Below are 23,508 nucleotides of genomic sequence, written 5' to 3'. Positions count from 1 at the left end.
ATCAAATCTTCAGGCGCTGAGCGAGGTACGGTTAAGAGCCGCCCATTGCAGCAGCATGATCGTCTTTCCGTCGCAGATATCGCCGTTTTCTATCATTTTCATGGCATCAGTCAGCGGAATTTCCACGACCTCGATATCTTCGCCCTCATGGGCCGCACCGCCACCTTCTTCTGCCTGATCGGAACTGTCGATGACGGCGGCAAAGAAATGCACGATCTCCGTCACCGATCCTGGCGACATGAAGGATTTGAACAGGAAGCGGACATCCTTCAGCAGATATCCGGTTTCTTCCATGACTTCGCGACGGATGGCTTCGGCCGGGTTTTCGCCATCGAGAAGACCGGCTGGCGTTTCAAGAAGCCAGCCGTGATAGCCATTTACATAGGTCGGTACACGGAACTGACGTACGAGCACGACCGTATCGCGGCGTGGATCGTAAAGCAGGATCGTCGCGCCATTGCCGCGATCATAAGCCTCGCGCTTGTGGATTTTCGTCTCGCCCCTGGAATCGGTGTAGCGATAGGTGATGTTGCGCAGGTGATACCAGTTGTCCGAAAGGGTTTCGTCCTTCAGGATTTCAATCTTCACAGTCTCGAATTTCGACATTCAGCAGTCTTTCCGCAGCCAAACCTTGTTGTCGTGGAACGCCGCGCCGCCATAGGGAGCAACGGCATCGGCACCGGTCAGCACATTGATGCCCTCACCGTCCAGATGCGCCTTGTTGGGCCACAGCCCCTCGGCAATCACCACGCCCGCTCGCGCACCCTCAACGATCCTGGCGTGAAGGCGAACCTCACCCCGGCCATTGCCGATCCGCACGATATCGCCTTCGCCGATATCGAGGCGGGACGCGTCCTCGGGACAGATCATCAGTTCGGGACGACCTTCCTTCTGTACGGAGGTCTTGGTTTCCGCGAAGGTGGAATTCAGGAAGTTGCGGGCGGGCGATGTCGCCAGCCGGAAGGGATGATCCGCATCGGCGGTTTCGATGACATCGACCTGATCCGGGAACTTCGGAAACTCTCCGACAGGGCCCATGACACCGATGCTTGCCGGCGGTTTGTCCGGCGCCGGCCCATTCACCCAATCCGGGCTGAACCGGAATTTGCCGTCCGTATGGCCAAACCCTTCGAGATAATGGGCGACCTCAAAGGATGGCTGCGCATCGATCCACTTTTCTTCGGCAAGGTTGTCGAACGTGCCCCAACCGCTTGCCTGCAGGATACGGTCGACATGTTCGCGTGCCGACAGCCCAAAGCCCGGCATGTGATCGACGCCGAGACGCTTTGCCAGTTCCTCGATGACGAAGAGATTGGTACGCACGGTTTCGGGTGGGTCGACCAGTTTCGGACCCAGCAGAATGTGGTTCTGCCCACCAGCACGATAGAGATCGTCATGTTCGAGGAACATGGTGGCGGGCAGGACGATGTCGGCGACCTCGGCTGTCTCGGTCATGAATTGCTCATGCACGGCAACGAAAAGATCATCGCGCAGGAAGCCCTGCTTCACCAGCCGCTGCTCGGGCGTGACGTTGACCGGGTTGGTGTTCTGGATGAGAAGTGCCGTTACCGGACCACGATGGCGCAGCGCTTCGGCGTCGCCCGTCAGGATACGGCCGATCTGCGACTGGTCGAGCTGGCGAACATCGGGATCGGCATAGGCCGTGCCCATCAGCTCCGCCTTGTTCAGACGGAAGATCGCGCCATTGTTGTGGAACGCGCCGCCACCTTCATATTGCCAGGAGCCAAGGACCGTGGAGATGGACAGCGCCGCGTGCATGGCGATAGCGCCGTTGCGCTGGCGGGCAAAACCATAACCGAGGCGGAAAAAGGTCTTCTTGGTTGCACCGACGAGGCGTGCGAAATCCTCGATCTGGTCAACGGAAAGACCGGTGATTTCAGCAGCCCATTGCGGCGTCCGTGTTTTCAGGTGCGCTTCGAGACCGGCCGGATCGTCGGCAAACTTCGCCATATAGGCGCGGTCGGCATAGCCGTCGCGGAAGGCAATGTGCATGACGGCGCAGGCGAGTGCGGCATCCGTACCCGGCCTGACGACAAGCTTCATATCCGCCTGTTTCATGGTCGGATTGTCGTAGATATCGACCACAACGATCTTTGCACCACGTTCCTTGCGCGCCTTTACCGCATGGGTCATGACGTTGACCTGGGTGGCGACCGCATTGGTGCCCCAGATCACCACCACATCGGCCTTGGCCATTTCGCGCGGGTCCGGGCCGCGCAACGCGCCGGTGCCCATGACGTAACCGGTCCAGGCCATATTGGTGCAGATCGTGCCGAAGAAGCCGGAATATTTCTTGGCGTGACGCAGGCGCTCGATAGAATCGCGCTGCACCTGCCCCATGGTCCCGGCGTAAAAATAAGGCCAGACCGCTTCCGCACCGTGTTTCGCTTCCGCCTTGATAAAGGCATCCGCGACTTCATCCAGCGCTGCTTCCCAGGAAATCTCCTGCCAGTCGCCAGCACCCTTGGCGCCCTTGCGGCGTTTCGGGGTCATCAGACGGCCGGGATGATAGATACGCTCGGAATAGCGCGCTACCTTGGCGCAGATCACGCCTGCGGTATAGGTATTGGAATTGGCGCCGCGCACCCGGCCAATTCGGCCATCGGCATTGATGTCGACCTCCAGCGCACAGGCGCTCGGACAGTCATGGGGACAGACGGTATGGCCGACGCGTGTAGCATCTGCCTGAGTTTTGGCGGAAATCGGGGTCGCAACGTTCATATCTTTTGTATATTGCAACAACGGAGCGGCCAAAAGACCGAAGTGACGCTCATCAAGAATATTCATCCTGATCATCGGCAAGCGAGATACCTCCATGAACTACCGCCATATCTACCACGCCGGCAATTTCGCGGATGTCCTCAAGCACGCCGTGCTGGCGCGGCTGGTGCGCTACCTGCAAAACAAGGACAAGGCGTTCCGCGTGCTCGACACGCATGCGGGCATTGGCCTCTATGACCTTTCGAGCGAAGAGGCGCAGAAAACCGGCGAATGGCAGACCGGCATCGGCAAGCTGATGGAGGCTGATCTGCCGCCCGCTGTCGCGGACCTTCTGGAGCCCTACCTCACCGCCGTGAAGGAACTGAACCCGGAAGGTGGCATCCAGTATTATCCCGGCTCACCGAAGCTGGCGCGCATGCTGTTTCGCCCGCAGGACCGCCTTTCTGCGATGGAACTGCATCCTGACGATTGCCGTGCGCTCTCGCGTCTTTTCGAAGGGGACTATCAGGCACGCGTTACCGAGCTGGACGGCTGGCTGTCGCTTGGCGCGCATCTGCCGCCGAAGGAAAAGCGCGGTCTTATCCTGGTCGATCCGCCATTCGAACTCGAAAACGAATATCAGCGCCTGGCCGACGGGCTGAACAAGGCCTACCGACGTTTTTCGACCGGCACCTATTGCCTGTGGTACCCACTGAAAAAAGGCGCGCCGATCAGGGATTTCCACGAACGCCTGCAATCCTTCGACATTCCGAAAATGCTGTGCGCCGAACTGTCGGTCAGAAGCGATCGCCTCGATGGTCTGAGCGGGTCGGGCCTGATCATCGTCAACCCGCCCTACACATTGAAGGACGAGTTGCACACGCTTCTGCCGGTTCTCAAAACCATCATGGCGCAGGACCGTTACGCCTCGCACCGCGCATTCTGGCTGCGCGGTGAGGAAAAGACCGACGACAGATAAGGGCTATTTCAGCCCTTCTTCCCTCTGTGCTGCGGCAAGTTGCGATCGTTCGAAGAACAGGATGACGAACAGTCCCAGCACGAAGGGAATGATGAGGTAAAACAGGCGGAAGACCAGCAACGCCGCGATGACATCAGCCGGGTTCATATCCGGCAAGCCGGTCACGAACACCAGTTCCAGTACGCCCAGTCCGCCCGGAGCGTGGGAAATCAGCGCCGCCGAAAAGGAAATCAGGAATATCCCGAGAATGATCATGAAGCCGGGATTGCCTGCCTCCGGCAGCGCAAAATAGATGATGCCGGCCGCGCCGATCAATTCGATCGGCCCGATGACCAGTTGCTGCGCCACCAGCCGTGGTGCGGGATAAGGCAAGAAGAACGAGCCAATCTTGAGTGGCTTCAGCTTGAGCAGGCTTCCAAGCACATAAAGACCGACAACGAGGAGGAGAAGAACACCGGTCGTGGTCGACGCCTCCACCGGCAGGATGCCCGTGAAGCGTTCGGTGATATCGGGTTCATAAAGAAGCACCAGGCCGATCAGCATGATCGTACCGATGACGAAGGTGAAGGAGCAAAGCCCGACAAGCACGCCGACCTCTCCGACCGTCAGCCCCTTTGAGGTATAAGCCCGGTAGCGGACAACGGCACCGGAGAACACCGACGCACCGACATTGTGGGACAGGGCATAGGTGGTGAAGGACGTCAGCGTAATGAACAGCCAGTTCACCTTGCGTCCAAGGTGCTGGAGAGCAATACGATCATAACCGGCAAGTGCTGCGTAAGCGACCAGTGTCGAAAGACCGGAGCATATCCAGTCCTTGGCACTGATGGCCGTAAGACTATCCCACAAATCGTCCAGCGAGAGACCGCGCAATTCGTGGTACAGCAACCACGCAGAAAAACCGATCGTTGCAAGGCCCACGACAGGCCAGATGTACTTCTTCAACTTCATGCGGCCATGCCCGCCAAATTCCTCCAGTTTCCCCGATTTATTCATCGTTTTTGGGAGATTCGACAGACCTTATTCTTTATGGCCGACGGCTTTCAACCTTTTCATCAGCGATTGTCGGTTTGCCTCGTTCACAAGTTGATGTAAGACCCTAGACGTTACCAAGCCATGCGGTCGCCAGCCTTCCGGAGAACGTGCCTACCCATGAAACGTTATGCCGGTTTCATCGCTCTTGGACTGTTATCGCTTGCGGCTTTGTGGTGGACACGGCAAGACCAGCCTGTCCGCACGCCTGCGACACCCACCCCTTCTGCCGAGACGCGCGCGAGCGCACCAGCCGGCACACAAAACAGGCAGACCTCCGGCGGCACCAGGGCGTCGGTTCCTGTCGGCACCGGCTTTGATTTCTACGTTCTTTCTCTCTCCTGGTCGCCCGCATTCTGCGCCGGTGCGGACGGTTCCGGCAATCGCCAGCAATGCGGCAGCGACAAGCGCTTCGGCTTTGTCGTGCATGGCCTGTGGCCACAGAACGAAAGCGGTTATCCCGAATTCTGCAAGAGCAATGAGCCGGAGCGCGTGCCGGATGCTCTCGGGCGGACAATGTTCGACATCATGCCATCGATGGGCCTGATCGGCCATCAATGGCGTAAGCATGGCTCCTGCTCCGGCCTTTCGCAGAAAGAGTATTTCGCAATCACACGGACAGCCTTCGAAGCCGTGACGTTGCCCGCAACAATTTCTTCGGGCGCACAAGCGACAACGCTCTCGGCAGACGCCATCGAAACCGCGTTCACCGACAGCAATCCGGGCATGTCCAAACGCGGCATTTCGATCAGTTGCGATGGCAAGCGCCTTGAAGAAGTGCGCATATGCATGAACAAGGACATGAGTTTCCGCGACTGCCCGGAACTTGACCGCAAGGGCTGCCGCGCCAGCACGACCGAAATCATTCCCATACGTTAACCCTTAACAGGATCAGACCATGGAACTGCTTTATTCGCCCGCCTCGCCCTATTCCGCCAAAGCGCGGATGGCTGCGCGCCATCTCGGCCTAGATATCACGGCTGTCCGCGTCGACACCAACGCCGAGCCTGCGACGCTGATGGACAACAATCCGCTCGGCAAAATTCCGGTTCTGCTGCTCGACAACGGTGGTTCGGTCTATGACAGCATTGCCATCATGCATTATCTCGACCGTCTGTCGGGTGGAAAGCTTTACCCCAAGAAACATCAGAAACGCACGGATGCGGAAGTTCTCGAAGCACTGTGCGACGGCATCATGGATTGTCTGCTTGCCATCGTTTACGAGCGCCGCTTCCGGCCGGAGGAAAAGGTCCACCAGCCGTGGATCGACAAGCAGTGGAAAAAAGTCGTCCGCGGACTAGACTATCTCAATGCCAACCTGCCGAAGACAGGCAAGAAGCTGCACGGCGGCCATTTCGCCCTTGCCGCGATGATAAGCTATCTCGACCTGCGTTTTGCTGGCGAATGGGCCGAAGGCCGCAAGAAACTGGCAGCATGGCCGGAAAAATTTGCCAAACGTTTTGAAGCCTATGACGAGATCAAGGCTGCCGCCTGATACGTCCTGGTCTTGATGCGACATTCGGAAAACAGAAAAGCCGGGGCGTAAACCCCGGCTTTTCCAATTGATGATCCGATAAGGATCAGAACTTGACGCCGATACCGGCCTTGACCGAGTGGTCGTCATAACCGCGCGAGAAGGCGCCGGAGTCGAGGCTGTAGTCCTTCTTCTGGTAATCGCTGTAGCGGTATTCCAGACGAGCGGTGATGTTGTCGGTCACCATGGCTTCTACACCTGCACCAACAGTGTAACCGAGAGCGGTTGCGCTGTCCTTGGAGGTCGCGTCACGGACCTTGTTGTCAGATGCAGCGAGACCAGCCGTACCGTAAACCAGGAACGGGTTCATGTCGTAACCAACGCGGGCACGGACCGAACCGTTTACGCCCTGCTTGCCTTCAACAGCGTTGCCTGCAACCGTACCGGCAGAGCCACGCTCGTCGCCGAGGTTAACGTCAGCTTCCGCACCGTAAACGATCTGGCCGTTCTGCCAGTTGTAACCACCGTACAGACCGCCGCCAGCGCCCTTGGCGTCACGACCGTCGTTGCTGGAGCTGAAACGGCCCCAATCGTAGTTGACCGTACCACCGAGGTAAGCGCCGGACCAATCCTTGACCGGTGCTGGCTGGTCGTAAGCGACCGGTGCCTGCGGCACTTCATTTACGGCGTCCGCAGCATGAGCGGCAGAAAAGGCCGCTGCGGCCATGGTCGAAGCCATCAGGGTTGCTACGAAAATACGCATGCTATTCTCCTTTCAAGACCGCGCTGCACTCAAAACATACGTTTTTCAGACACGGCATAAATCGTCGGGTTAATCGCCCCTCTGGAAACTGAATTTGATAGGAGAATGAGGAAATCAAAGAGCCAAAATGTGAATTGTTTGGGGCAGTGGCGTGACTAGAATTTGACGTTGCCTAACTGCAACAAAGGTTTTATTAAGGATAACAGAAATTTAATTTAGAGTATATCCAATTTAATCTTGATTATATTTCGATTAAACTTTGAATATATCAAAACTTAAATTCGGCCTTTTTCTTTAACGCCTGAAGAAAATCTTGCGATTTGCATTTATATCCATCACATAGGGCGGGTATGAGCAAATGCAGGTCGAATGTGAGCGAGAATATACCAAAGACTGTCTTGATAACCGGGGCCGCACGCCGGCTGGGACGTGCAATTGCCACGGACCTTGCGGCGCAGGGTTTTGCGGTCGCCATCCATGCCAACACCTCAATCGCCGAAGCAGAGGAATTCGCTAACGAAATAAGGCAGAACGGTGGCAAGGCTGTCGCACTTCAAGCTGATCTGACACAATCGTCACAAACGGCCGAGCTGGTTATGAAGGCCCAAGCGGCACTCGGACCTATTGGTGTTCTCGTCAACAACGCCTCGGTTTTCCGGCATGATTCCGCTGCCGAACCGGATGCTGCGGCTTTCGACGCGCATTTCGCCGTTCACGTTCGCGCTCCCTCCATTCTGGCTTCCGAGCTGGTCAGGCACTTGCCTGCCGAAAATTCCGGCCTGATCGTCAATATCGTCGATCAGCGCGTTCTCTCGCCAAATCCCCGCTTTTACTCCTACACATTATCCAAGGCGGCGCTGTGGATGGCGACGCAGACCATGGCACAAAGCTTTGCACCGCGCGTGCGGGTCAATGCAATTGGCCCCGGCCCTTCCTTCAAAAGCGAAAGACAGCGGCTGGAGGACTTTCAGGCACAAATCGACGGCCTTATATTAAAGAGAGGTCCAGCACCGGAGGAATTCGGGCGGACGATTCGCTTTCTTTTTGACACGCCGTCGATCACCGGACAAATGATCGCGCTCGACGGCGGCCAGCATCTGAGCTGGGAAACCCCTGACGTGGCGGAGATACCTGAATGAACGGAAAGAAGCTGCCGGATGGCGGTGTTCTCTTCGATGAAACCGACGATGAAGACGATGACACCAGTCTTGCCGCACCGGAAGCGGCCGAGGCGGGTGCCTCGCAAGGCATCGACTGGACTGCGGGCTGGAAGAACGAATCCGGCCTAACCGGCATGGACCTGATCGGCGAATTCGTCAAACACCTGCCAAATGCGCCGGGTGTCTACCGCATGTTCAATGAAGCGGGTGATGTACTTTATGTTGGCAAGGCGCGCTCGCTGAAGAAGCGTGTCGGCAACTATGCGCAGGGCCGTGTTCATTCCAACCGCATCGGCCAGATGGTGCGGCTGACGGTGCACATGGAATTCGTCACGACGCGGACGGAAACCGAAGCGCTGCTCCTGGAAGCCAATCTCATCAAGCGCCTGCGGCCACGTTTCAACGTGCTGCTGCGCGACGACAAGTCGTTTCCTTATATCCTCATCACCGCCGACAGCCGTGCGCCTGCGATTTTCAAGCACCGTGGCGCACGTGCCCGAAAGGGTGACTATTTTGGTCCCTTCGCCTCTGCCGGTGCCGTTGGTCGCACGATCAACTCGCTGCAACGCGCCTTCCTGATCCGTACCTGCACCGACAGCGTTTTCGAAACACGAACACGCCCCTGTCTTCTGTATCAGATCAAGCGCTGTTCCGGCCCCTGCACGCATGAAATCAGCGATGCGGGGTATGACGAACTGGTACAGGAGGCCAAGGACTTCCTCTCCGGCAAGAGCCAGAGCGTGAAGACCGCAATTGCCCGGCAGATGAACGAAGCTGCGGAAGATCTCGATTTCGAACGTGCCGCCGTTTACCGCGATCGTCTGGCAGCGCTCAGTCATGTCCAGAGCCATCAGGGCATCAACCCGGCCGGTATCGAAGAGGCGGATGTCTTCGCGATCCATCATGAAGGCGGCATATCCTGCATTCAGGTGTTCTTTTTCCGCACCGGCCAGAACTGGGGCAACCGCGCTTATTTCCCGAAAGCCGATCCTTCGCTGTCCAGCGCCGAAATTCTCAACGCCTTCCTGGCGCAGTTTTACGACGACAAGCCGGTGCCGCGGCAAATCCTGCTGTCTGAAACGGTGGAAGAGCAGGAATTACTGGCCGCCGCGCTGGGTGAAAAGGCCGGGCACAAGGTCACGATCGCCGTGCCGCAGCGCGGGGAAAAGAAAGACATCACCGACCACGTTCTTGCCAATGCGCGCGAGGCGCATGGTCGCAAGCTTGCAGAGACCTCTTCCCAGACACGGCTGCTGAAGGGATTTGCCGAGACCTTCGGCCTCCCCTATGTCCCGCGCCGGATCGAGATTTACGATAACTCGCATATCATGGGCACCAATGCCGTCGGCGGCATGGTTGTCGCGGGGCCAGAAGGCTTCGTGAAGAACCAGTACCGCAAGTTCAACATCAAATCGACCGACATCACGCCCGGTGATGACTTCGGCATGATGCGCGAGGTGATGACGAGACGGTTTTCCAGACTGCTGAAGGAAGAAGGCAAACCCGACCGGACGCAGGCACCTACCCAGGAAGAACTGGCTGATGCCCCCTTCCCTGCCTGGCCCGATGTGATCCTGATCGATGGTGGTCAGGGCCAGATGACGGCGGTACGTGCCATTCTCGACGAGCTGGACATTCGCGACAGCGTGATCGCCATCGGCGTAGCCAAGGGCGTCGACCGCGACGCCGGGCGCGAGCGGTTTTTTGCCGACAGCCGCAGCGATTTTTCTCTGCCGCCACGTGATCCCGTGCTCTATTTCATTCAGCGCATGCGCGACGAGGCGCACCGTTTTGCCATTGGCTCACACCGGGCACGGCGCAAGAAGGAAATGATCAAGAACCCACTGGATGAAATCAGCGGCATCGGCCCCGGACGCAAGCGGGCGCTGCTTCAGCACTTCGGCACGGCAAAGGCCGTGTCCCGCGCAGGCCTCAACGATTTGATGACTGTGGCGGGCATTTCCGAGACCGTAGCGCGACAAATTTACAATCATTTTCACGAGAGCGGCAGCGAGTGACGTTACCGTGAAGACCAACTGCTAAAAAACCATAATCAGATGTTGACCCTGCTGCTTCAGGGCGGCATCTAGGGCCAGATATTCGATCGACAGGTTTCCCATGGCTTCGCGCACATACAGTATTCCCAACCTCCTCACCTATGGCCGTATTCTCGCGGTTCCGGTCATTGTTTTGTGCTTCTTTATCGAGGGGAAGCTGGAGAGTTCGGACTTCGCGCGCTGGACCGCGCTGTGGCTCTTCATCATTGCCTCGCTGACGGACTTTCTTGACGGTTATCTGGCGCGTATCTGGAACCAGACCTCGAATATCGGTCGCATGCTGGACCCGATCGCCGACAAGCTGCTAGTCGCCTCCGTTCTGCTGCTGATGGCTGCCGACGGCACCATTGCCGGTTGGTCTCTGTGGGCCGCAATCACCATTCTCTGCCGCGAAATTCTGGTTTCCGGCCTGCGTGAATATCTGGCGGCACTCAAGGTCAGCGTTCCCGTTACCCGCATCGCCAAATGGAAGACCACCATCCAGATGGTTGCCATTGCCTTCCTGCTGGCAGGGCCGGCTGGCGATCAGGTTCTGCCCTACACCACCGAGATGGGAATTACGCTGCTGTGGATTGCTGCGGCACTGACCATCTACACCGGCTACGACTACTTCAAGGCCGGCCTCAAGCATATCGTGGATGCAGACTGATGACCCGGATCGTTTATTTCGCCTGGGTTCGAGAGAAAATCGGCACAGCCGAGGAAGAAATAGACATTCCGGTTTCTGTCACGACGGCAGGCGAACTGATCGCCTACCTCACGACCCTTGGCGAAAACTATGAAGCCGCCTTCGAGTTTCCCGATGTGATCCGCGTTGCCGTCAACCAAGAACATGTCGAGCACGATGAAAGCATTGTCGGAGCGCGCGAGATCGGCATCTTTCCGCCCATGACGGGAGGCTGAACTTTTGGTACAGGCCGTCACTCCGACCATTCGCGTGCAGGCTGATGATTTCGATGCCGCCGAAGAAACGCGTAAGCTGACGGCCGCTGACAAAAGCATCGGCGCGGTGGTGGCCTTTTCCGGACTTTGCCGGGATGACGGCGGTACGCTGGCCGCGCTGGAACTGGAACATTACCCCGGCATGGCGGAAGCGGAAATGAACCGCATTGCCACGCTTGCCATCGAACGCTTCAACCTTCTCGGCCTGACTGCGATCCACCGCCACGGCAAGATTGCCGCTGGCGACAATATCGTTCTCGTCATTGCCGCCTCCTCGCACCGCCAGGCCGCTTTCGATGGCGCCAACTTTGTCATGGACTATCTGAAAACCTCTGCCCCGTTCTGGAAAAAGGAGCATGGCAAGGACGGCAAGGCTGGCGACTGGATCGAATCCAAGACAGCCGACGACAAGGCGAAGGACAAGTGGCGCTAGGCGTCACGGCGTCTCACGGGCGCTGCGCATGATGACAAGCCAGAAAACCAGCATGACCAATACCGCAGCGTCCCGCCACATCACCGGGCCGTAGCCCGACCAGAGCGTTTCGATGACGCCGATGGCCGCCGCACCAAGCGCGCAGACAAGCGGACTGGTATAACCTCCTGCAGCCGAAATCAGCACGATCTTCAACCCGAAGACCAAACCCGCACCGAAATCCATGGTGCCGTAATAAAAGGTTGCCAGCACGCCGCCGATGGAGGCGACCAACCCCGCCGCGCAATAGGACATGAGAAACACCCGGCCTGCATCGACACCGCACAAGGAAGCGGCAAGCGGATCGTCAGATACCGCCTTCCAACGGCGCCCCAGGGATGATCGTGTCAGATATAGCGCCCCAAGCAGAACCACGAGACCGAAGATGGCGGTGTTTACCATCTGCATCGGTATGAGCGTGACGGCAAAATTCCCGTCCTGCCAGAACGCCACAGGCTGCGACAGCAGCGGCGGAAGCCACAACTGCCGCGTGTCGGCGGCCAGTCTGGCGCTTTCAGTCAAAGCAATCAGCGCACCGACCGACGCAACCGTCACGGCATTGGGCGACGCTGTTACCAACGGGCGCATGACCGTCCTTCCCATGACGGCCGCTGCCCAAAGGCCGCCAAACAGGCCCATGCCTGCCCCAAGTGCAAGGGTGGCTGGCAGGATCAGCCAAAGCTGGTTCCAACCAAAATCGGCAAACAGCAGGCATGTCTGACCGGCAAATGCGAAAATCGCGCCGTAGGTGACGTCGGCACGCTTGGTGATGGAAAAGGCAACAGCGTACCCGAAGGCCAGCATCGCATAGAGCGCGGCGACCGGCACTGCGTTCAAAAGCTGTTGCAGGAAATACGCCATGCCGCCCTCCCGCAAGAATTATAACTATCAAAATCATTTTTAACAGTTACAATTACACCATGACCTTTTGCTGGACTTCACACCGTTTTGCTGGCGGCGCGTTGGCACTGGACGTTGCCAACAGCGTCATCCTTCGTTTCGATGCCGAAAAGTCGGTTGATCGCTTTGCCGTGCCTGAACAGGTCGAGACTTTCGCGGACGCAGCGATGAAACTGTGTGCCGAGCGGGACAGGTTCCCGGCATTGACGGCGCCTGCCCCAACGAACCGGGACACACTGCTTGAACTGAGAGAGACGATCGACCGCTATTTTCGTGGATGTATCATCGACGGAAAAGGTGATGACGGCAGGCTGGCTGATCTGCTCTTTGCCTGCGGATCGGCATTGCGGGCATTTCCAATGGCCGAAAGCCTCGCCAATGCCACGGCACATTCGGCGCTGACGCTGATTGCCGGACAGGACCGGGACCGCCTGAGAATCTGCGGAAATTGCGGCTGGCTTTTCATCGACCGCAGCAAGAACCGCAGTCGCATCTGGTGCGACATGGCGGTGTGCGGCAATCGCCAGAAGGCGGCGAAGCATTATCGGCGAAAAAAGGAAACGGCATCATGAGATCGGTCGTTGCTGTCATTCTTGCCACGCTCGCTCTCACCGCCTGCCAGCGCGAAGAGCAAAGGGAAATTGCCAAGGTTTCCGGCCGCATGTTCGTGTTCAACTATCGTGTGGCTACCGCGACCTATCTGGTGACGCTTCAGCCAACCGCCCCGATCAAGGATGGCAGCATCATCGAGGCCGAGTTCGAAAATCCGCGCGGCGGCGATGCGTTTTCCATCAAGGAGCCGCTTTTTCCGAAAAATCAGAAGATCGTCCTGCAGAGCCCACCGGTGGAATGCATCCGGGAAGGACGTCCTTATGCGGTGAAGATACGGCTGAGAGCGCCGGATGGACGTGTGATGCAAACCATAGAGACAAGCATCACCTCTGACACAGACCAGTCCCTGCTGCCCGCGAAGCCCCTGGTGGTGGGACCGCTCTATACCCCCAACCCTGAGGTATTCAAGCAGGATGGCACGACCGATATGCGGCCGGTGCAGGATTGCCCGGCGACATGACCGGAAAAGAAAAACGGAGCCTTTCGGCTCCGTTTCCTTGAGTCATTTCAGTCTCTTGAACCCAATCCCTGACGGATGGATTCAAGTGCCTGATAAACTGAATCAGCCGACGATTTCGGTTTCAGCGAACCAGTAAGCGATTTCCTGAACAGCGGTTTCCGGAGCGTCGGAACCGTGAACGGAGTTTTCGCCGATGGACAGTGCGAAGGTCTTGCGGATGGTGCCTTCAGCAGCCTGTGCCGGGTTCGTCGCGCCCATGATTTCGCGGTTCTTGAGGATTGCGTTTTCGCCTTCCAGAACCTGAACGATGGTCGGGCCAGAGGTCATGCCTTCAACGAGTTCGCCGAAGAAAGGACGTTCCTTGTGAACAGCGTAGAAGCCTTCTGCTTCGCGCTTGCTCATCCAAACGCGCTTGGACGCGATGACGCGCAGGCCGTTGTCTTCAAATACCTTGGTGATCGCGCCAGTCAGGTTACGCTTGGTTGCGTCCGGCTTGATCATCGAAAATGTGCGTTCAATCGCCATGTGTCCGTTTCCTTTTCCTTCAGAGAAAGTGGGCGGTGTTTACCCGCCCAAAGGCCCGAAAACAAGGGGGATAGACCACTTTGCAATTGGGAAGCCAGACATTTCACGCCGCTGTCACACTGCGACCCTTCGCATCATAGAGATCGAGGCAGCTCTCGAACCAGCCACGAACCGGGTCGTTTTCGGTAAACAGGTCCGCTCCCGTGGTGATGCGCGCCCACTGCAACGCCCCGAAAACGATATAATCCGCAAACAGCGGTGTCATGCCACCGATGAAAGGCTGGAAGCCTAGCATGCGGCGGATCGGCGTCAACAACGTCGGAAAGGCGGCAATTTCAGCCTCGCGGTTGGCCACCGCCGCTTCCAGTGAACGGCCGAGCGCTTTGGTGCGGCTTTCACGGAAATAAAGGCGATCCGGTTCATCCAGCATATCGTGAATATCGAGAACGGCGATGCGCACGATGGCCGGATGGAGCTGGGTCTGCGACCAGCTTTCCACGAAGCGTGCCATTGCCTTGCCACCCTCACCATTGAAGAGCGACGGCCGCTCCGGATAGACCTCGTCCAGATAAAGGGCGATTTCGAAGCTGTCGCTTATGAGCTGGTCGCCGTCCCTGAGGATCGGCACGGTTTTGGAAAAACCACCCTCGGCGCTCGGAATTGCCGTGAACGGCAAGGGGCGTTCTTCGAAGTCCAGGCCCTTATGCGCCAGCGAAAGAACTGTCTTCCAGCAATGGGGCGAAAAAGGACGGGAAGCATCGCTTCCACACAGGGAATACAGCGTTCTGGACGTCGACATACAACAGCACCTTTCAATAGGACCATGCGGACAACGATATAAGAACGGCGCCGCGGCGAAATCAAATCAGGAAATGTCATGGCACCCATCAGAGATGGATGTGACGTTTCGCAACACAGACCATACCGGACAATATTTTGGTAAGCATAAAACGCATGCTTCTCAGTGCTTTATGGTATTTTAAGCAACCAACCCGATAAAACATTATCATCCCGCAACCGTGATTTCCGGTTTGCGCATCGTAACAACAGTGTTGGGGCTGCACGTGACTATTCCGAACGGCGACAGACATCGTGAGAACGCGAAGAACAGCCTGATCGTTACCAAGATCACGCAGTTCATCGCGAAGATGAACATTGCTCCCCTGCCACGCAATTACGAACTGATCTTCGAGATATTGGCAGGCCATAACCCGGCCATGGGTCGTGAGGTGCTTGCACTTGGCAACGCGCCACAGCAGCACGAGCTTGATATCGTCGGCCAGCGACATGGTCTGGCGGGTTTTTCCCGTATCGCGGCGAGCAAAGCCACCAACGACGCAGCAGAAACGCTCGAGCAGATAGCGGCGCGGCTGGATGCCGGCCTGCATCGCACCGAGGTTTTTCTGTCCTCGATGCAGACCGTAGAACCCGAACATGTGTCGCGACTGGTTCGCGATGTTCACGATGAGCAAACGAGCCTGAAAAACTTCCTTGCTCACGGCTTGCAGAAAATTCGCGCCACCGAAAAAAACAGCACACATATTCAGGCTGTCTCCTTGCGCGATACGCTGACGACGCTGCCGAACCGTGCAGCCTTTCTCGAAAAGCTGACCGCAATGTATGAGGAAGGCGATGCGCCTTCTGCAGCCTCCATGCTGCTGGTCAACATCGACCACTTCCGCGAAATCAATGCGAAGTACGGTCCGGCCGCCGGCAACAAGGCGTTGCGGCGACTGGCAGCGCTATTTCGCAAGACAATCAAGAAGGATGACTTCGTCGCGCGTATCGGCGGCAACGAATTCGCCTTCATCTTCATGGGTGTGGCGCAAAACACCGCACAAAGCATTGCGGAGCGTCTGCGCCGCAGCGTCGAGGATCTTCGCTTTGCCACCAGAGACGGCGATGGTGACCATCTGACGATTTCAGTCGGTGTTGCGGCACTGGACGGCGCGGCAACGCCGGCCGAATTCTACAGCCATGCAGAACTGGCGCTTCTTGCCGCCAGAAGCAGCGCGCGCAACTGCGTCGTCGGTTACTCCAGGGACGTCGCACAGCGCAGTCGCAACAGCTATCTTCTGCAACTCGGCGGCTGAACCGCGAACCACCTTTCGACGCTCTTGCATCGGGCGCAGAGTTCAGACAAAACGGCGGCATGATTACGATTACCGATCTTTCCGCCCGTATCGCAGGACGCCTGCTTCTCGACAACGCCAGTGTCACGCTGCCTGCCGGTGTGAAAGCGGGCCTTGTCGGCCGTAACGGCGCCGGCAAATCGACGCTGTTTCGCGTCATCACCGGTGACCTCGCGGCGGAGAACGGATCGGTCACCATTCCCAAACAGGCCCGGATCGGCCAGGTCGCCCAGGAAGCGCCGGGCACCGAGGAGTCGCTGATTTCGATCGTGCTGTCAGCCGACAAGGAGCGCGCCGCGCTGCTGGCCGAAGCCGAAACGGCAGCCGATCCGCATCGCATCGCTGAAATCCAGATGCGCCTTGTCGATATTGACGCCCATTCTGCGGAAGCGCGCGCCTCCAGCATTCTCGCCGGTCTCGGTTTCAACCAGGAAGCCCAGCTTCGCCCGGCCTCGTCGTTTTCCGGCGGCTGGCGCATGCGCGTCGCGCTCGCCTCCGTACTGTTTGCCGAGCCTGACCTTTTGCTTCTCGATGAACCGACCAACTATCTCGACCTTGAAGGGACGTTGTGGCTGGAGGATTATATCCGCCGCTATCCGCATACCGTTATCATGATCAGCCACGACCGCGATCTCCTGAACAACGCGGTCAACTCGATCGTTCACCTCGATCAGAAGAAGCTGACCTTCTATCGCGGCGGGTACGACCAGTTCGAGCGTCAGAAGGCTGAAGCTGACGAATTGCAGATGAAGGCCAAGGCCAAGAATGATGCGGCGCGCAAACATCTGCAGAGCTTCATCGATCGTTTCAAGGCCAAGGCATCCAAGGCCAAGCAGGCACAAAGCCGCGTGAAGGCACTGGAGCGCATGGGAACGGTCGCGGCGGTGATCGAAGATCACGTCCAACCGATCACCTTTCCGGAGCCTGAAAAGCAGCCGGCTTCCCCGATCGTTGCCATCAATGGCGGCGCTGTCGGCTACGAGCCGGGCAAGTCCATTCTCAAGCAGTTGAACCTGCGCATCGACAATGACGACCGCATCGCGCTGCTCGGTTCGAACGGCAACGGCAAGTCGACGTTTGCCAAGTTCATCTCCGGTCGCCTTGCGCCGCAGGCGGGCGATCTGCGTGTCGCATCCGGTCTGAAAATCGGTTTCTTTGCCCAGCATCAGCTCGACGATCTCGTTCCGAACGAAACGCCGGTCGAACATGTGCGCAAGTTGATGCCGCAGGCCGCTGAAGCGCAGGTTCGCGCCCGTGTGGCCCAGATGGGCCTGACGACGGAAAAGATGGCCACGGCCGCGAAAGACCTCTCAGGTGGCGAAAAAGCCCGCCTGCTGATGGGACTTGCGGCTTTCCATGCGCCGCATCTGCTCATTCTCGACGAACCGACCAACCACCTTGATATCGACAGCCGCCGGGCACTGATCGAAGCGCTGAACGATTATAACGGTGCCGTCATCCTGATCTCGCACGACCGTCACCTGATCGAAGCGACCGTCGACCGGCTGTGGCTGGTGGCGGATGGCACCGTGAAGACCTTTGAAGGCGACATGGAGGAATATCGCGATATCGTCGTGTCCTCCGGCAAGAAGAAGGACGACAAGCCGGACATTGCGAGCGACCAGGCCTCGAAGGCCGACCAGCGCAAGGCGAACGCCGAAAAGCGTGCGCAACTCGCTCCGCTCAAGAAAAAGATCAATGAAATCGAATCCCTGACGGCAAAGCTTGAGAAACTGATTCAGTCACTCGACAAGGAGCTGGCCGACCCTGCCCTTTACGAAAAGGCGCCTGCCAAGGCCGCCCAGAAGGTCAAGGAACGTGGCGAAGCGGCAAGCAAGCTGGCCGATGCCGAAGAACAATGGCTGATGCTCTCCGGCGAGTACGAAGAAGCCATGGCGGTGTGACGGCCGGGATCGACAACCAGCGGTAACGCCTCATTAACCATAATCGGAGAAATTCGGGAGCAGTTGATTTGCTGCTTTTGAGCCGAGTTTTTCCATGTCCATTCGCGTCGTTTCCGTTGCCGTCATCGTGGCTGCCATCCTCTCAGGCTGCGCAGGCAAACCGCAGGGAGATGGCTCTCTGAAAACGGCGTTCGCCGCCACGATGCCTGCCAACCCGGCGGGTCATGCCGATGCGAACGATCCCGTCCCGCTCTCTCCCGCTGCCTGGGTGCGGCCGAGACATCCCAGCGCTCTTGCGGGCCGTGACATCGAGGTCTCGTCGATTTCCGACATCAGCCTGGCGAACAAGGAAGTCGTTCTCAGTTTCGACGATGGCCCGGTGCCCGGCAAGACCGAGAATATTCTGGCGACGCTTGACGAATTCGGTGTGAAGGCAACCTTCCTGATGGTCGGTGAAATGGCAAAGGCCCACCCGGAGCTTGCCCGAAAGGTCGTGTTCGACGGGCACAGCATCGGCAGCCATACCTACAGCCACCCCAACCTCGCGCACCTCTCCTTCGACCGGGCACTGAACGAAATATCGAAAGGCGCCAAGGCCGTTGCCGACGCCACCGAAACAGACGTTCCTTTCTTCCGCTTCCCTTACCTTGCCGATACATCGCGGCTTCGCCATTCGCTTGCCTCGCGCGGTACAGTGGTGATGGATGTGCAGATCGACTCCAAGGACTATTTCAAGGATGCACCCGCCGTGGTGGCGTCACGCACCATTGAGGCCTTGCGTCATCGCGGCAGCGGCATCATTCTGATGCATGACATTCACAAGCGCACCGCCGCCATGCTGCCGGCATTGCTGACGCAATTGAAGGCGGAAGGCTATAAAGTCGTACATTTGCGCTACAAGGCACCGCAGAAATTGCCGCTGCTGGTCGCAGCACTCTAATAAAATCAACCCTAAAAGAAGCGATGGCCATATCTTGCCCGGCCATTGCTTTCTGCTACAACACTTCAAAAATGTTATTTTTCGAGTGAAACACAGACACGGGTACTACGCATGTCAGCCACCAAACTCGCCATCGTCGGCGTCGGCAAGATCGTTCGCGACCAGCATCTTCCCGCCATTGCAGGCAATCCCGATTTCGAACTGATCGCCACGGCCAGCCGCCACGGCACCGTCGACGGTATCGCTTCCTACAACAGTATCGAAGCCATGCTCGAGGCTGTTCCGCAGATCGACGCGGTCTCGCTCTGTATGCCGCCGCAGTACCGTTATGAAGCCGCTTACACGGCTTTGAACGCCGGCAAGCACGTCTTCCTCGAAAAGCCGCCGGGCGCGACGCTTTCGGAGGTGCAGGATCTTGTTCGCCTCGCCGACAGCAAGGGTCTCTCGCTGTTTGCAAGCTGGCATTCGCGTTACGCACCCGCCGTCGAAGCTGCCAAGGCTTTTCTGGCCTCGACGAAGATCGAGAGCGTTCACGTCATCTGGAAGGAAGATGTGCGCCACTGGCATCCGAACCAGGAATGGATCTGGCAGGCGGGCGGTCTCGGCGTCTTCGATCCCGGCATCAACGCCCTCTCCATCATCACCCACATCCTGCCACGCGCCCTGTTCATCACCAAAGCGACGCTGGAATTCCCGGAAAACCGTGATGCGCCAATCGCCGCAGACGTGCATTTTTCCGATGTGACGAAGATGCCGGTTCACGCCGAGTTCGACTGGCGTCAGACGGGCAAGCAGAGCTGGGACATCATTGCCGAGACGGCAGACGGTCAGATGGTGCTATCCGAAGGCGGTGCGAAGCTTTCGATCAATGGCGACATGAAGCTTTCCGAACCGGAACGTGAGTACCCTGCCCTTTACGAACGCTTCGCCGAAATCATCAAGGCGGGCAAATCGGACGTCGATCTGGCGCCGCTGACCCACGTGGCCGATGCCTTTCTGCTCGGTCGCCACAAGTTCGTGGATTCGTTCTACGACTGAGACTGATCAGAGGGCGCGACTGACATAACGGTCGCGCCCGGCTTTTTTAGCCTGATAAAGCGCTTCATCGACATTTGACAGAAGCGTTGCCCGGTCGGCACCGGCCTGCGGCGCAATTGCCCCGCCAATACTCAGCCGCGAAACAACCTGACGGCCATCGATATCGAAGGGCTCTCGGAAAGCGCACAACAGGCGATCCGCCAACAGGCTCATCGTCTCCGGACCATCGGGACGCGGAACGAAAATGGCGAACTCGTCGCCACCCATGCGCACGACGATATCTTCATTGCGGGTTACGGCGCGGATACGATTGGCGGCGGCCGCCAGAACGCAGTCGCCAGCCGAATGGCCAAAGGTATCGTTGATGATCTTGAAGCCATCCATATCCATATAGAGCGCACCGAACGTCTCGTTTTCGCGCAGGGCCATTCCAAGCTGCAGATCGACCAGCACGTCGAGTGCCTTGCGATTATAAAATCCTGTCAATGGATCGGTCATGGCCGCGTTGCGGAGCTCGCGTTCGGCAAGGCTCATGGTGAAATTCGCCTTCTGAAGCCGCAACACGGCTGTCGCGAGAACGGCAAAACGCTGCAGATTGTCAATCTCAGCCGTGGAGAACAGCCGTGGCACCGTGTCGACGACGCAGAACGCACCGACAATCAGCCCAGGCTCGAGCTCGATCGGTGCGCCCGCATAGGCGCGCAACTTCGGGCCTTCCTGGACATAAGGCATCGCGCAGAAGTCCGGATGGACGGTCAAATCGGGAATGACCACGACATCCTGCTTAGCCAGAACGCGATTGCAGATTGAGACATCGCGCGGGCATTCAGCTAATTGCATGCCGGCCTGCTCCACGATGTAGAGCCAGTCATCGTCCATCAGGTGAACGGAGGCGCGTGAAACGGAAAAGACGCCGCGCGCAAGCTCGGAGAGAGCCTCAAGCTCCGGCGACGGACCATTCTTGAATGACATCAATGAACGAACAGCCATCAGACGCTCCATTTCCCGATCCGGTAATGAAATCATCTGGTCCATATTTCTATCCTTCTGTCTTCTCACATCCAGCGCTCAGGCGGGATGTTGCACAGCGAAATCACGCTGCTGCCCGGACACCGGCTTCCAAGGGAATCGTGTCACTTCCATGTCTCAAGGACGCCCTATTCTTCAAAACTGAGAAAAAATCGCCCTAACCAACTGATTTAAAACATCTTTCGAATGAAACCCGATTCCGGTTTCCGGACCGATGCCATGGCCATAATGCAGAAGCTGGCGCTGCGTGCTACATATGATTTTTTGCCCGTGGTTTCCCTTAGAGAAAAACCTTTCGCTGGTGCAGCGACGGGTGCTTTGGTCAGGCCTTTTTCTGCCAGCGCCCTTCTGGCGATTGCTGCCAGTAGGTCAGGGCGTGCCCCTCTCCCTTCAGCCTTTTCCAATGATTGCGCGCCGTTTCAAGCTGGAATGCATCATAGCCATCGAACATGAACACGATGCGTTCATAAGGCTCGACCGGCGGCGGTTCGGCGCCGTCGACCAGGAAGCGGACGCTGGCGCTGTTGCCGTTTGCATCCAAGGCGGTCAGAAGAACGGGCTGGTTCTCCGGCGAGGCCGCTGCATCCGTCGCGTGCGCCAGAAAGCTGTCATCCCGATACGTCCACAAATGCGAATCGAGAAAATCGCGCCGTTCAGCATCCGTTGTCTGGACCGCGACCTTCCAGCCGCGTTCCAGCGATTTTTCAAGCAAGGGCGGCAGGGCATCCTCCAGCTTCGATTCCGTCAGGTGATAGAACAGAATTTCGGTCATCGGTCAGTCTGTCGCCTCAGTTTATGCGCAGCTCCCGAAAGAGCTGCCTGTTATCAGTCTTCGTAATGCGCGCGAACGAGTTCGTTCAGAAGGCGAACGCCGTAACCGGAACCCCAGGACTGGTTGATCTCGGTCAGCGGCGAACCCATCGCCGTCCCTGCGATATCCAGGTGCGCCCATGGGGTGTCACCCACAAAGCGCTTGAGGAACTGGGCAGCGGTCACCGAACCGGCAAGCCGGCCAGCGCTGTTCTTCATGTCCGCGAACTTGGAATCGATGATCTTGTCATAGTCCTTGCCGAGCGGCATGCGCCAGAGCTTTTCAGCTGTGTCTTCGCCCGCCTGTGTCAGACGGCCGGCGAGTTCGTCGTCATTCGAGAACAATCCCGCGTGCAGATTGCCAAGCGCCACGGTGATCGCACCGGTGAGCGTTGCCAGATTGATCATGAACTTCGGATCGAAACGATCCTTCGTGTACCAGAGCGCATCGGCCAGAACGAGACGGCCTTCCGCATCGGTGTTGATGATCTCGATGGTCTGGCCGGACATAGAGGTGACGATATCGCCCGGACGCTGGGCATTGCCATCAGGCATGTTTTCCACAAGACCAATCACGCCAACGACATTCGCCTTGGCTTTACGGGCGGCAAGCGCATGCATCAGGCCGGTCACGGCCGCCGCGCCACCCATATCGCCCTTCATGTCTTCCATGTTAAGGCCGGGCTTCAGCGAAATGCCGCCGGTATCGAACACAACGCCCTTACCGACGAAGGCGATCGGCGTGTCCTTCTTGGAACCACCGTTCCACTGCATGACCGCAAGCCGTGGCGGGCGGGCAGAGCCCTGCGCCACTCCAAGAAGCGCATTCATGCCAAGCTTCTTCAGTTCCTTTTCGCCCAGGATTTCAACCTCGACACCAAGCTTCTGCAGCTCTTCAGCCTTTTCTGCGAATTCCACTGGACCAAGCACGTTCGGCGGCAGGTTGACGAGATCGCGGGCCAGAACAACGCCGCCTGCAATCGCCTGCGACACCTCAAATGCCTTTTCCGCTTCCTCGCGGGCAGCCGTGACGATCACGACGTCCACCTTCTTTGGTGTCTTTTCGTCTTCGGACTTCTTCTTCGTCTTGTAGGCATCGAAGGTGTAAGCACGCAGCAGCAGGCCGAGGGCGAAATCCGCTGCCGCCTGCCCGGTGACCTCGACGCCCGGGGCATCAAGGAAAACGACAACCTTTTCCGCCTTCTTGAAGCCTGCGGCTGCCGTACCGCCGACACGCAGCCAATCATGGGCCGTAAGCTTTGAAGGCTTGCCGAGGCCAATGGCCAGCAGGCGGTCGGCACTGGAACCGTGAGGCGCGATGACATCAAGCGTCGTCATGGACTTGGCGGAGAAACCGGAGATCTTGGCCGCCTTTGCAACGATCGCTTCGGGGTCAGCGTCGGCTGTACCGGCGGGCTGCCAATCGCCACCCGATGCCTGCAACAAAATGGCGAGAGCGCCATCGAGCGAAACGGAACTGGCGAAAGAAATATCGAATTTGGCGGACATGTTTTCCTGCTCTTGCTGAACAAACTGATCGGGTGCACGCGATCATGGC

24 protein-coding genes are annotated in these 23,508 nt (G+C 57.9%); 14 read left to right on the top strand and 10 right to left on the bottom strand.

Going from position 1 to position 23,508, the window contains the following annotated elements; genetic code table 11:
* Positions 1-9: 9 nt before the first annotated feature.
* Both HWX89_RS00695 and HWX89_RS00690 read right to left on the bottom strand, forming a co-directional pair.
* Complete coding sequence (locus HWX89_RS00695; protein WP_138795675.1) at positions 10-606, bottom strand: NUDIX domain-containing protein; 597 nt, start codon at positions 604-606, stop codon at positions 10-12.
* The gene (locus tag HWX89_RS00690; RefSeq protein ID WP_178340588.1) at positions 607-2,808 is read right to left on the bottom strand and encodes a molybdopterin-containing oxidoreductase family protein; all 2,202 of its coding nucleotides are present in this window, start codon (positions 2,806-2,808) and stop codon (positions 607-609) included. It lies immediately after the preceding gene.
* 28 nt (positions 2,809-2,836) lie between these two features.
* Between HWX89_RS00690 and HWX89_RS00685 the strand changes: the two genes are divergently transcribed.
* Positions 2,837-3,700, top strand: coding sequence for a 23S rRNA (adenine(2030)-N(6))-methyltransferase RlmJ (locus tag HWX89_RS00685; RefSeq protein ID WP_138795676.1), 864 nt, complete (start codon positions 2,837-2,839; stop codon positions 3,698-3,700).
* Positions 3,701-3,703: 3 nt separating this feature from the next.
* Here HWX89_RS00685 and HWX89_RS00680 read toward each other — a convergent pair whose 3' ends face one another.
* Complete coding sequence (locus HWX89_RS00680; RefSeq protein ID WP_138795677.1) at positions 3,704-4,651, bottom strand: lysylphosphatidylglycerol synthase domain-containing protein; 948 nt, start codon at positions 4,649-4,651, stop codon at positions 3,704-3,706.
* Positions 4,652-4,852: 201 nt separating this feature from the next.
* On the opposite strand from HWX89_RS00680, the gene HWX89_RS00675 reads away from it, so the two are divergent.
* Together HWX89_RS00675 and HWX89_RS00670 are read left to right on the top strand one after the other, a co-directional pair.
* Entirely contained in the window at positions 4,853-5,611 is a 759-nt protein-coding gene (locus HWX89_RS00675; protein WP_138795678.1) for a ribonuclease T2 family protein, read from the top strand.
* A gap of 19 nt (positions 5,612-5,630) precedes the next feature.
* On the top strand, positions 5,631-6,227 hold the full coding sequence (locus HWX89_RS00670) for a glutathione S-transferase (protein WP_138795679.1): 597 nt from the start codon (positions 5,631-5,633) through the stop codon (positions 6,225-6,227).
* A gap of 85 nt (positions 6,228-6,312) precedes the next feature.
* On the opposite strand, the gene HWX89_RS00665 is transcribed toward HWX89_RS00670, so the two are convergent.
* Positions 6,313-6,969 (bottom strand): outer membrane protein, encoded by a 657-nt coding sequence (locus tag HWX89_RS00665; protein WP_138795680.1) that lies wholly within the window; start codon positions 6,967-6,969, stop codon positions 6,313-6,315.
* 350 nt (positions 6,970-7,319) lie between these two features.
* Here HWX89_RS00665 and HWX89_RS00660 point away from each other — a divergent pair, with 350 nt between their 5' ends.
* The 5 genes from HWX89_RS00660 (at position 7,320) to HWX89_RS00640 (ending at position 11,561) form a co-directional block, all read left to right on the top strand.
* Positions 7,320-8,108 (top strand): SDR family oxidoreductase, encoded by a 789-nt coding sequence (locus HWX89_RS00660; protein ID WP_138795681.1) that lies wholly within the window; start codon positions 7,320-7,322, stop codon positions 8,106-8,108.
* Positions 8,105-10,147, top strand: a complete 2,043-nt coding sequence (uvrC, locus tag HWX89_RS00655) for an excinuclease ABC subunit UvrC (RefSeq protein WP_178340572.1) — start codon at positions 8,105-8,107, stop codon at positions 10,145-10,147. Before HWX89_RS00660 ends, uvrC begins: the two co-directional genes overlap by 4 nt.
* Positions 10,148-10,247: 100 nt before the next feature.
* Complete coding sequence (gene pgsA, locus HWX89_RS00650; protein WP_138795682.1) at positions 10,248-10,835, top strand: CDP-diacylglycerol--glycerol-3-phosphate 3-phosphatidyltransferase; 588 nt, start codon at positions 10,248-10,250, stop codon at positions 10,833-10,835.
* Positions 10,835-11,089 (top strand): molybdopterin converting factor subunit 1, encoded by a 255-nt coding sequence (moaD, locus tag HWX89_RS00645; RefSeq protein ID WP_138795683.1) that lies wholly within the window; start codon positions 10,835-10,837, stop codon positions 11,087-11,089. The genes pgsA and moaD overlap by 1 nt, the downstream gene beginning before the upstream one ends.
* 4 nt (positions 11,090-11,093) lie before the next feature.
* Positions 11,094-11,561, top strand: a complete 468-nt coding sequence (locus tag HWX89_RS00640) for a molybdenum cofactor biosynthesis protein MoaE (protein WP_138795684.1) — start codon at positions 11,094-11,096, stop codon at positions 11,559-11,561.
* Positions 11,562-11,564: 3 nt separating this feature from the next.
* Here HWX89_RS00640 and HWX89_RS00635 read toward each other — a convergent pair whose 3' ends face one another.
* Complete coding sequence (locus HWX89_RS00635; protein WP_138795685.1) at positions 11,565-12,461, bottom strand: branched-chain amino acid ABC transporter permease; 897 nt, start codon at positions 12,459-12,461, stop codon at positions 11,565-11,567.
* 59 nt (positions 12,462-12,520) lie between these two features.
* Between HWX89_RS00635 and HWX89_RS00630 the strand changes: the two genes are divergently transcribed.
* A complete protein-coding gene (locus HWX89_RS00630) occupies positions 12,521-13,072 on the top strand; it encodes a CGNR zinc finger domain-containing protein (RefSeq protein WP_138795686.1) in 552 nt (183 codons plus the stop codon).
* Positions 13,069-13,572, top strand: coding sequence for a hypothetical protein (locus HWX89_RS00625; RefSeq protein ID WP_138795687.1), 504 nt, complete (start codon positions 13,069-13,071; stop codon positions 13,570-13,572). The genes HWX89_RS00630 and HWX89_RS00625 overlap by 4 nt, the downstream gene beginning before the upstream one ends.
* Positions 13,573-13,674: 102 nt before the next feature.
* Here HWX89_RS00625 and ndk read toward each other — a convergent pair whose 3' ends face one another.
* Both ndk and HWX89_RS00615 read right to left on the bottom strand, forming a co-directional pair.
* Positions 13,675-14,097 carry a nucleoside-diphosphate kinase gene (gene ndk, locus HWX89_RS00620; protein ID WP_138795688.1) on the bottom strand — a complete coding sequence of 141 codons (423 nt, stop codon included), beginning with the start codon at positions 14,095-14,097 and terminating at the stop codon, positions 13,675-13,677.
* A gap of 103 nt (positions 14,098-14,200) precedes the next feature.
* Positions 14,201-14,896, bottom strand: a complete 696-nt coding sequence (locus HWX89_RS00615) for a glutathione S-transferase family protein (RefSeq protein WP_138795689.1) — start codon at positions 14,894-14,896, stop codon at positions 14,201-14,203.
* Between the two features lie 265 nt (positions 14,897-15,161).
* Here HWX89_RS00615 and HWX89_RS00610 point away from each other — a divergent pair, with 265 nt between their 5' ends.
* The 4 genes from HWX89_RS00610 to HWX89_RS00595 all read left to right on the top strand — a co-directional run bounded on the left by HWX89_RS00610 (position 15,162) and on the right by HWX89_RS00595 (position 20,111).
* The gene (locus HWX89_RS00610) at positions 15,162-16,190 is read left to right on the top strand and encodes a GGDEF domain-containing protein (protein ID WP_178340571.1); all 1,029 of its coding nucleotides are present in this window, start codon (positions 15,162-15,164) and stop codon (positions 16,188-16,190) included.
* A gap of 59 nt (positions 16,191-16,249) precedes the next feature.
* The gene (locus HWX89_RS00605; RefSeq protein WP_138795690.1) at positions 16,250-18,133 is read left to right on the top strand and encodes an ABC-F family ATP-binding cassette domain-containing protein; all 1,884 of its coding nucleotides are present in this window, start codon (positions 16,250-16,252) and stop codon (positions 18,131-18,133) included.
* A gap of 94 nt (positions 18,134-18,227) precedes the next feature.
* Positions 18,228-19,073, top strand: a complete 846-nt coding sequence (locus HWX89_RS00600) for a polysaccharide deacetylase family protein (RefSeq protein WP_138795691.1) — start codon at positions 18,228-18,230, stop codon at positions 19,071-19,073.
* Positions 19,074-19,184: 111 nt separating this feature from the next.
* Positions 19,185-20,111 (top strand): Gfo/Idh/MocA family protein, encoded by a 927-nt coding sequence (locus tag HWX89_RS00595; protein ID WP_138795692.1) that lies wholly within the window; start codon positions 19,185-19,187, stop codon positions 20,109-20,111.
* Positions 20,112-20,117: 6 nt separating this feature from the next.
* Here HWX89_RS00595 and HWX89_RS00590 read toward each other — a convergent pair whose 3' ends face one another.
* The 3 genes from HWX89_RS00590 to HWX89_RS00580 all read right to left on the bottom strand — a co-directional run bounded on the left by HWX89_RS00590 (position 20,118) and on the right by HWX89_RS00580 (position 23,459).
* Positions 20,118-21,146, bottom strand: coding sequence for a sensor domain-containing diguanylate cyclase (locus HWX89_RS00590; protein WP_138795693.1), 1,029 nt, complete (start codon positions 21,144-21,146; stop codon positions 20,118-20,120).
* A 316-nt stretch (positions 21,147-21,462) separates the two neighbouring features.
* Entirely contained in the window at positions 21,463-21,912 is a 450-nt protein-coding gene (locus HWX89_RS00585) for a DNA polymerase III subunit chi (RefSeq protein WP_138795694.1), read from the bottom strand.
* A gap of 53 nt (positions 21,913-21,965) precedes the next feature.
* On the bottom strand, positions 21,966-23,459 hold the full coding sequence (locus HWX89_RS00580) for a leucyl aminopeptidase (RefSeq protein ID WP_138795695.1): 1,494 nt from the start codon (positions 23,457-23,459) through the stop codon (positions 21,966-21,968).
* Between the last annotated feature and the right edge of the window lie 49 nt (positions 23,460-23,508).

Origin of the sequence: Rhizobium sp. RM (assembly GCF_013390595.1) — a bacterium.
Taxonomy (GTDB): Bacteria; Pseudomonadota; Alphaproteobacteria; order Rhizobiales; family Rhizobiaceae; genus Agrobacterium.
The sequence above is the reverse complement of the archived record's forward strand: the minus strand, read 5'-3'. Positions and strand labels throughout refer to the sequence as shown.

Coding starts and splice junctions, on each gene's coding strand:
- HWX89_RS00695 (WP_138795675.1), bottom strand. CDS start 606: ATGTCGAAATTCGAGACTGTGAAGATTGAAATCCTGAAGGACGAAACC.
- HWX89_RS00690 (WP_178340588.1), bottom strand. CDS start 2,808: ATGAATATTCTTGATGAGCGTCACTTCGGTCTTTTGGCCGCTCCGTTG.
- HWX89_RS00685 (WP_138795676.1), top strand. CDS start 2,837: ATGAACTACCGCCATATCTACCACGCCGGCAATTTCGCGGATGTCCTC.
- HWX89_RS00680 (WP_138795677.1), bottom strand. CDS start 4,651: ATGAAGTTGAAGAAGTACATCTGGCCTGTCGTGGGCCTTGCAACGATC.
- HWX89_RS00675 (WP_138795678.1), top strand. CDS start 4,853: ATGAAACGTTATGCCGGTTTCATCGCTCTTGGACTGTTATCGCTTGCG.
- HWX89_RS00670 (WP_138795679.1), top strand. CDS start 5,631: ATGGAACTGCTTTATTCGCCCGCCTCGCCCTATTCCGCCAAAGCGCGG.
- HWX89_RS00665 (WP_138795680.1), bottom strand. CDS start 6,969: ATGCGTATTTTCGTAGCAACCCTGATGGCTTCGACCATGGCCGCAGCG.
- HWX89_RS00660 (WP_138795681.1), top strand. CDS start 7,320: ATGAGCAAATGCAGGTCGAATGTGAGCGAGAATATACCAAAGACTGTC.
- uvrC (WP_178340572.1), top strand. CDS start 8,105: ATGAACGGAAAGAAGCTGCCGGATGGCGGTGTTCTCTTCGATGAAACC.
- pgsA (WP_138795682.1), top strand. CDS start 10,248: ATGGCTTCGCGCACATACAGTATTCCCAACCTCCTCACCTATGGCCGT.
- moaD (WP_138795683.1), top strand. CDS start 10,835: ATGACCCGGATCGTTTATTTCGCCTGGGTTCGAGAGAAAATCGGCACA.
- HWX89_RS00635 (WP_138795685.1), bottom strand. CDS start 12,461: ATGGCGTATTTCCTGCAACAGCTTTTGAACGCAGTGCCGGTCGCCGCG.
- HWX89_RS00630 (WP_138795686.1), top strand. CDS start 12,521: ATGACCTTTTGCTGGACTTCACACCGTTTTGCTGGCGGCGCGTTGGCA.
- HWX89_RS00625 (WP_138795687.1), top strand. CDS start 13,069: ATGAGATCGGTCGTTGCTGTCATTCTTGCCACGCTCGCTCTCACCGCC.
- ndk (WP_138795688.1), bottom strand. CDS start 14,097: ATGGCGATTGAACGCACATTTTCGATGATCAAGCCGGACGCAACCAAG.
- HWX89_RS00615 (WP_138795689.1), bottom strand. CDS start 14,896: ATGTCGACGTCCAGAACGCTGTATTCCCTGTGTGGAAGCGATGCTTCC.
- HWX89_RS00605 (WP_138795690.1), top strand. CDS start 16,250: ATGATTACGATTACCGATCTTTCCGCCCGTATCGCAGGACGCCTGCTT.
- HWX89_RS00600 (WP_138795691.1), top strand. CDS start 18,228: ATGTCCATTCGCGTCGTTTCCGTTGCCGTCATCGTGGCTGCCATCCTC.
- HWX89_RS00595 (WP_138795692.1), top strand. CDS start 19,185: ATGTCAGCCACCAAACTCGCCATCGTCGGCGTCGGCAAGATCGTTCGC.
- HWX89_RS00590 (WP_138795693.1), bottom strand. CDS start 21,146: ATGGACCAGATGATTTCATTACCGGATCGGGAAATGGAGCGTCTGATG.
- HWX89_RS00585 (WP_138795694.1), bottom strand. CDS start 21,912: ATGACCGAAATTCTGTTCTATCACCTGACGGAATCGAAGCTGGAGGAT.
- HWX89_RS00580 (WP_138795695.1), bottom strand. CDS start 23,459: ATGTCCGCCAAATTCGATATTTCTTTCGCCAGTTCCGTTTCGCTCGAT.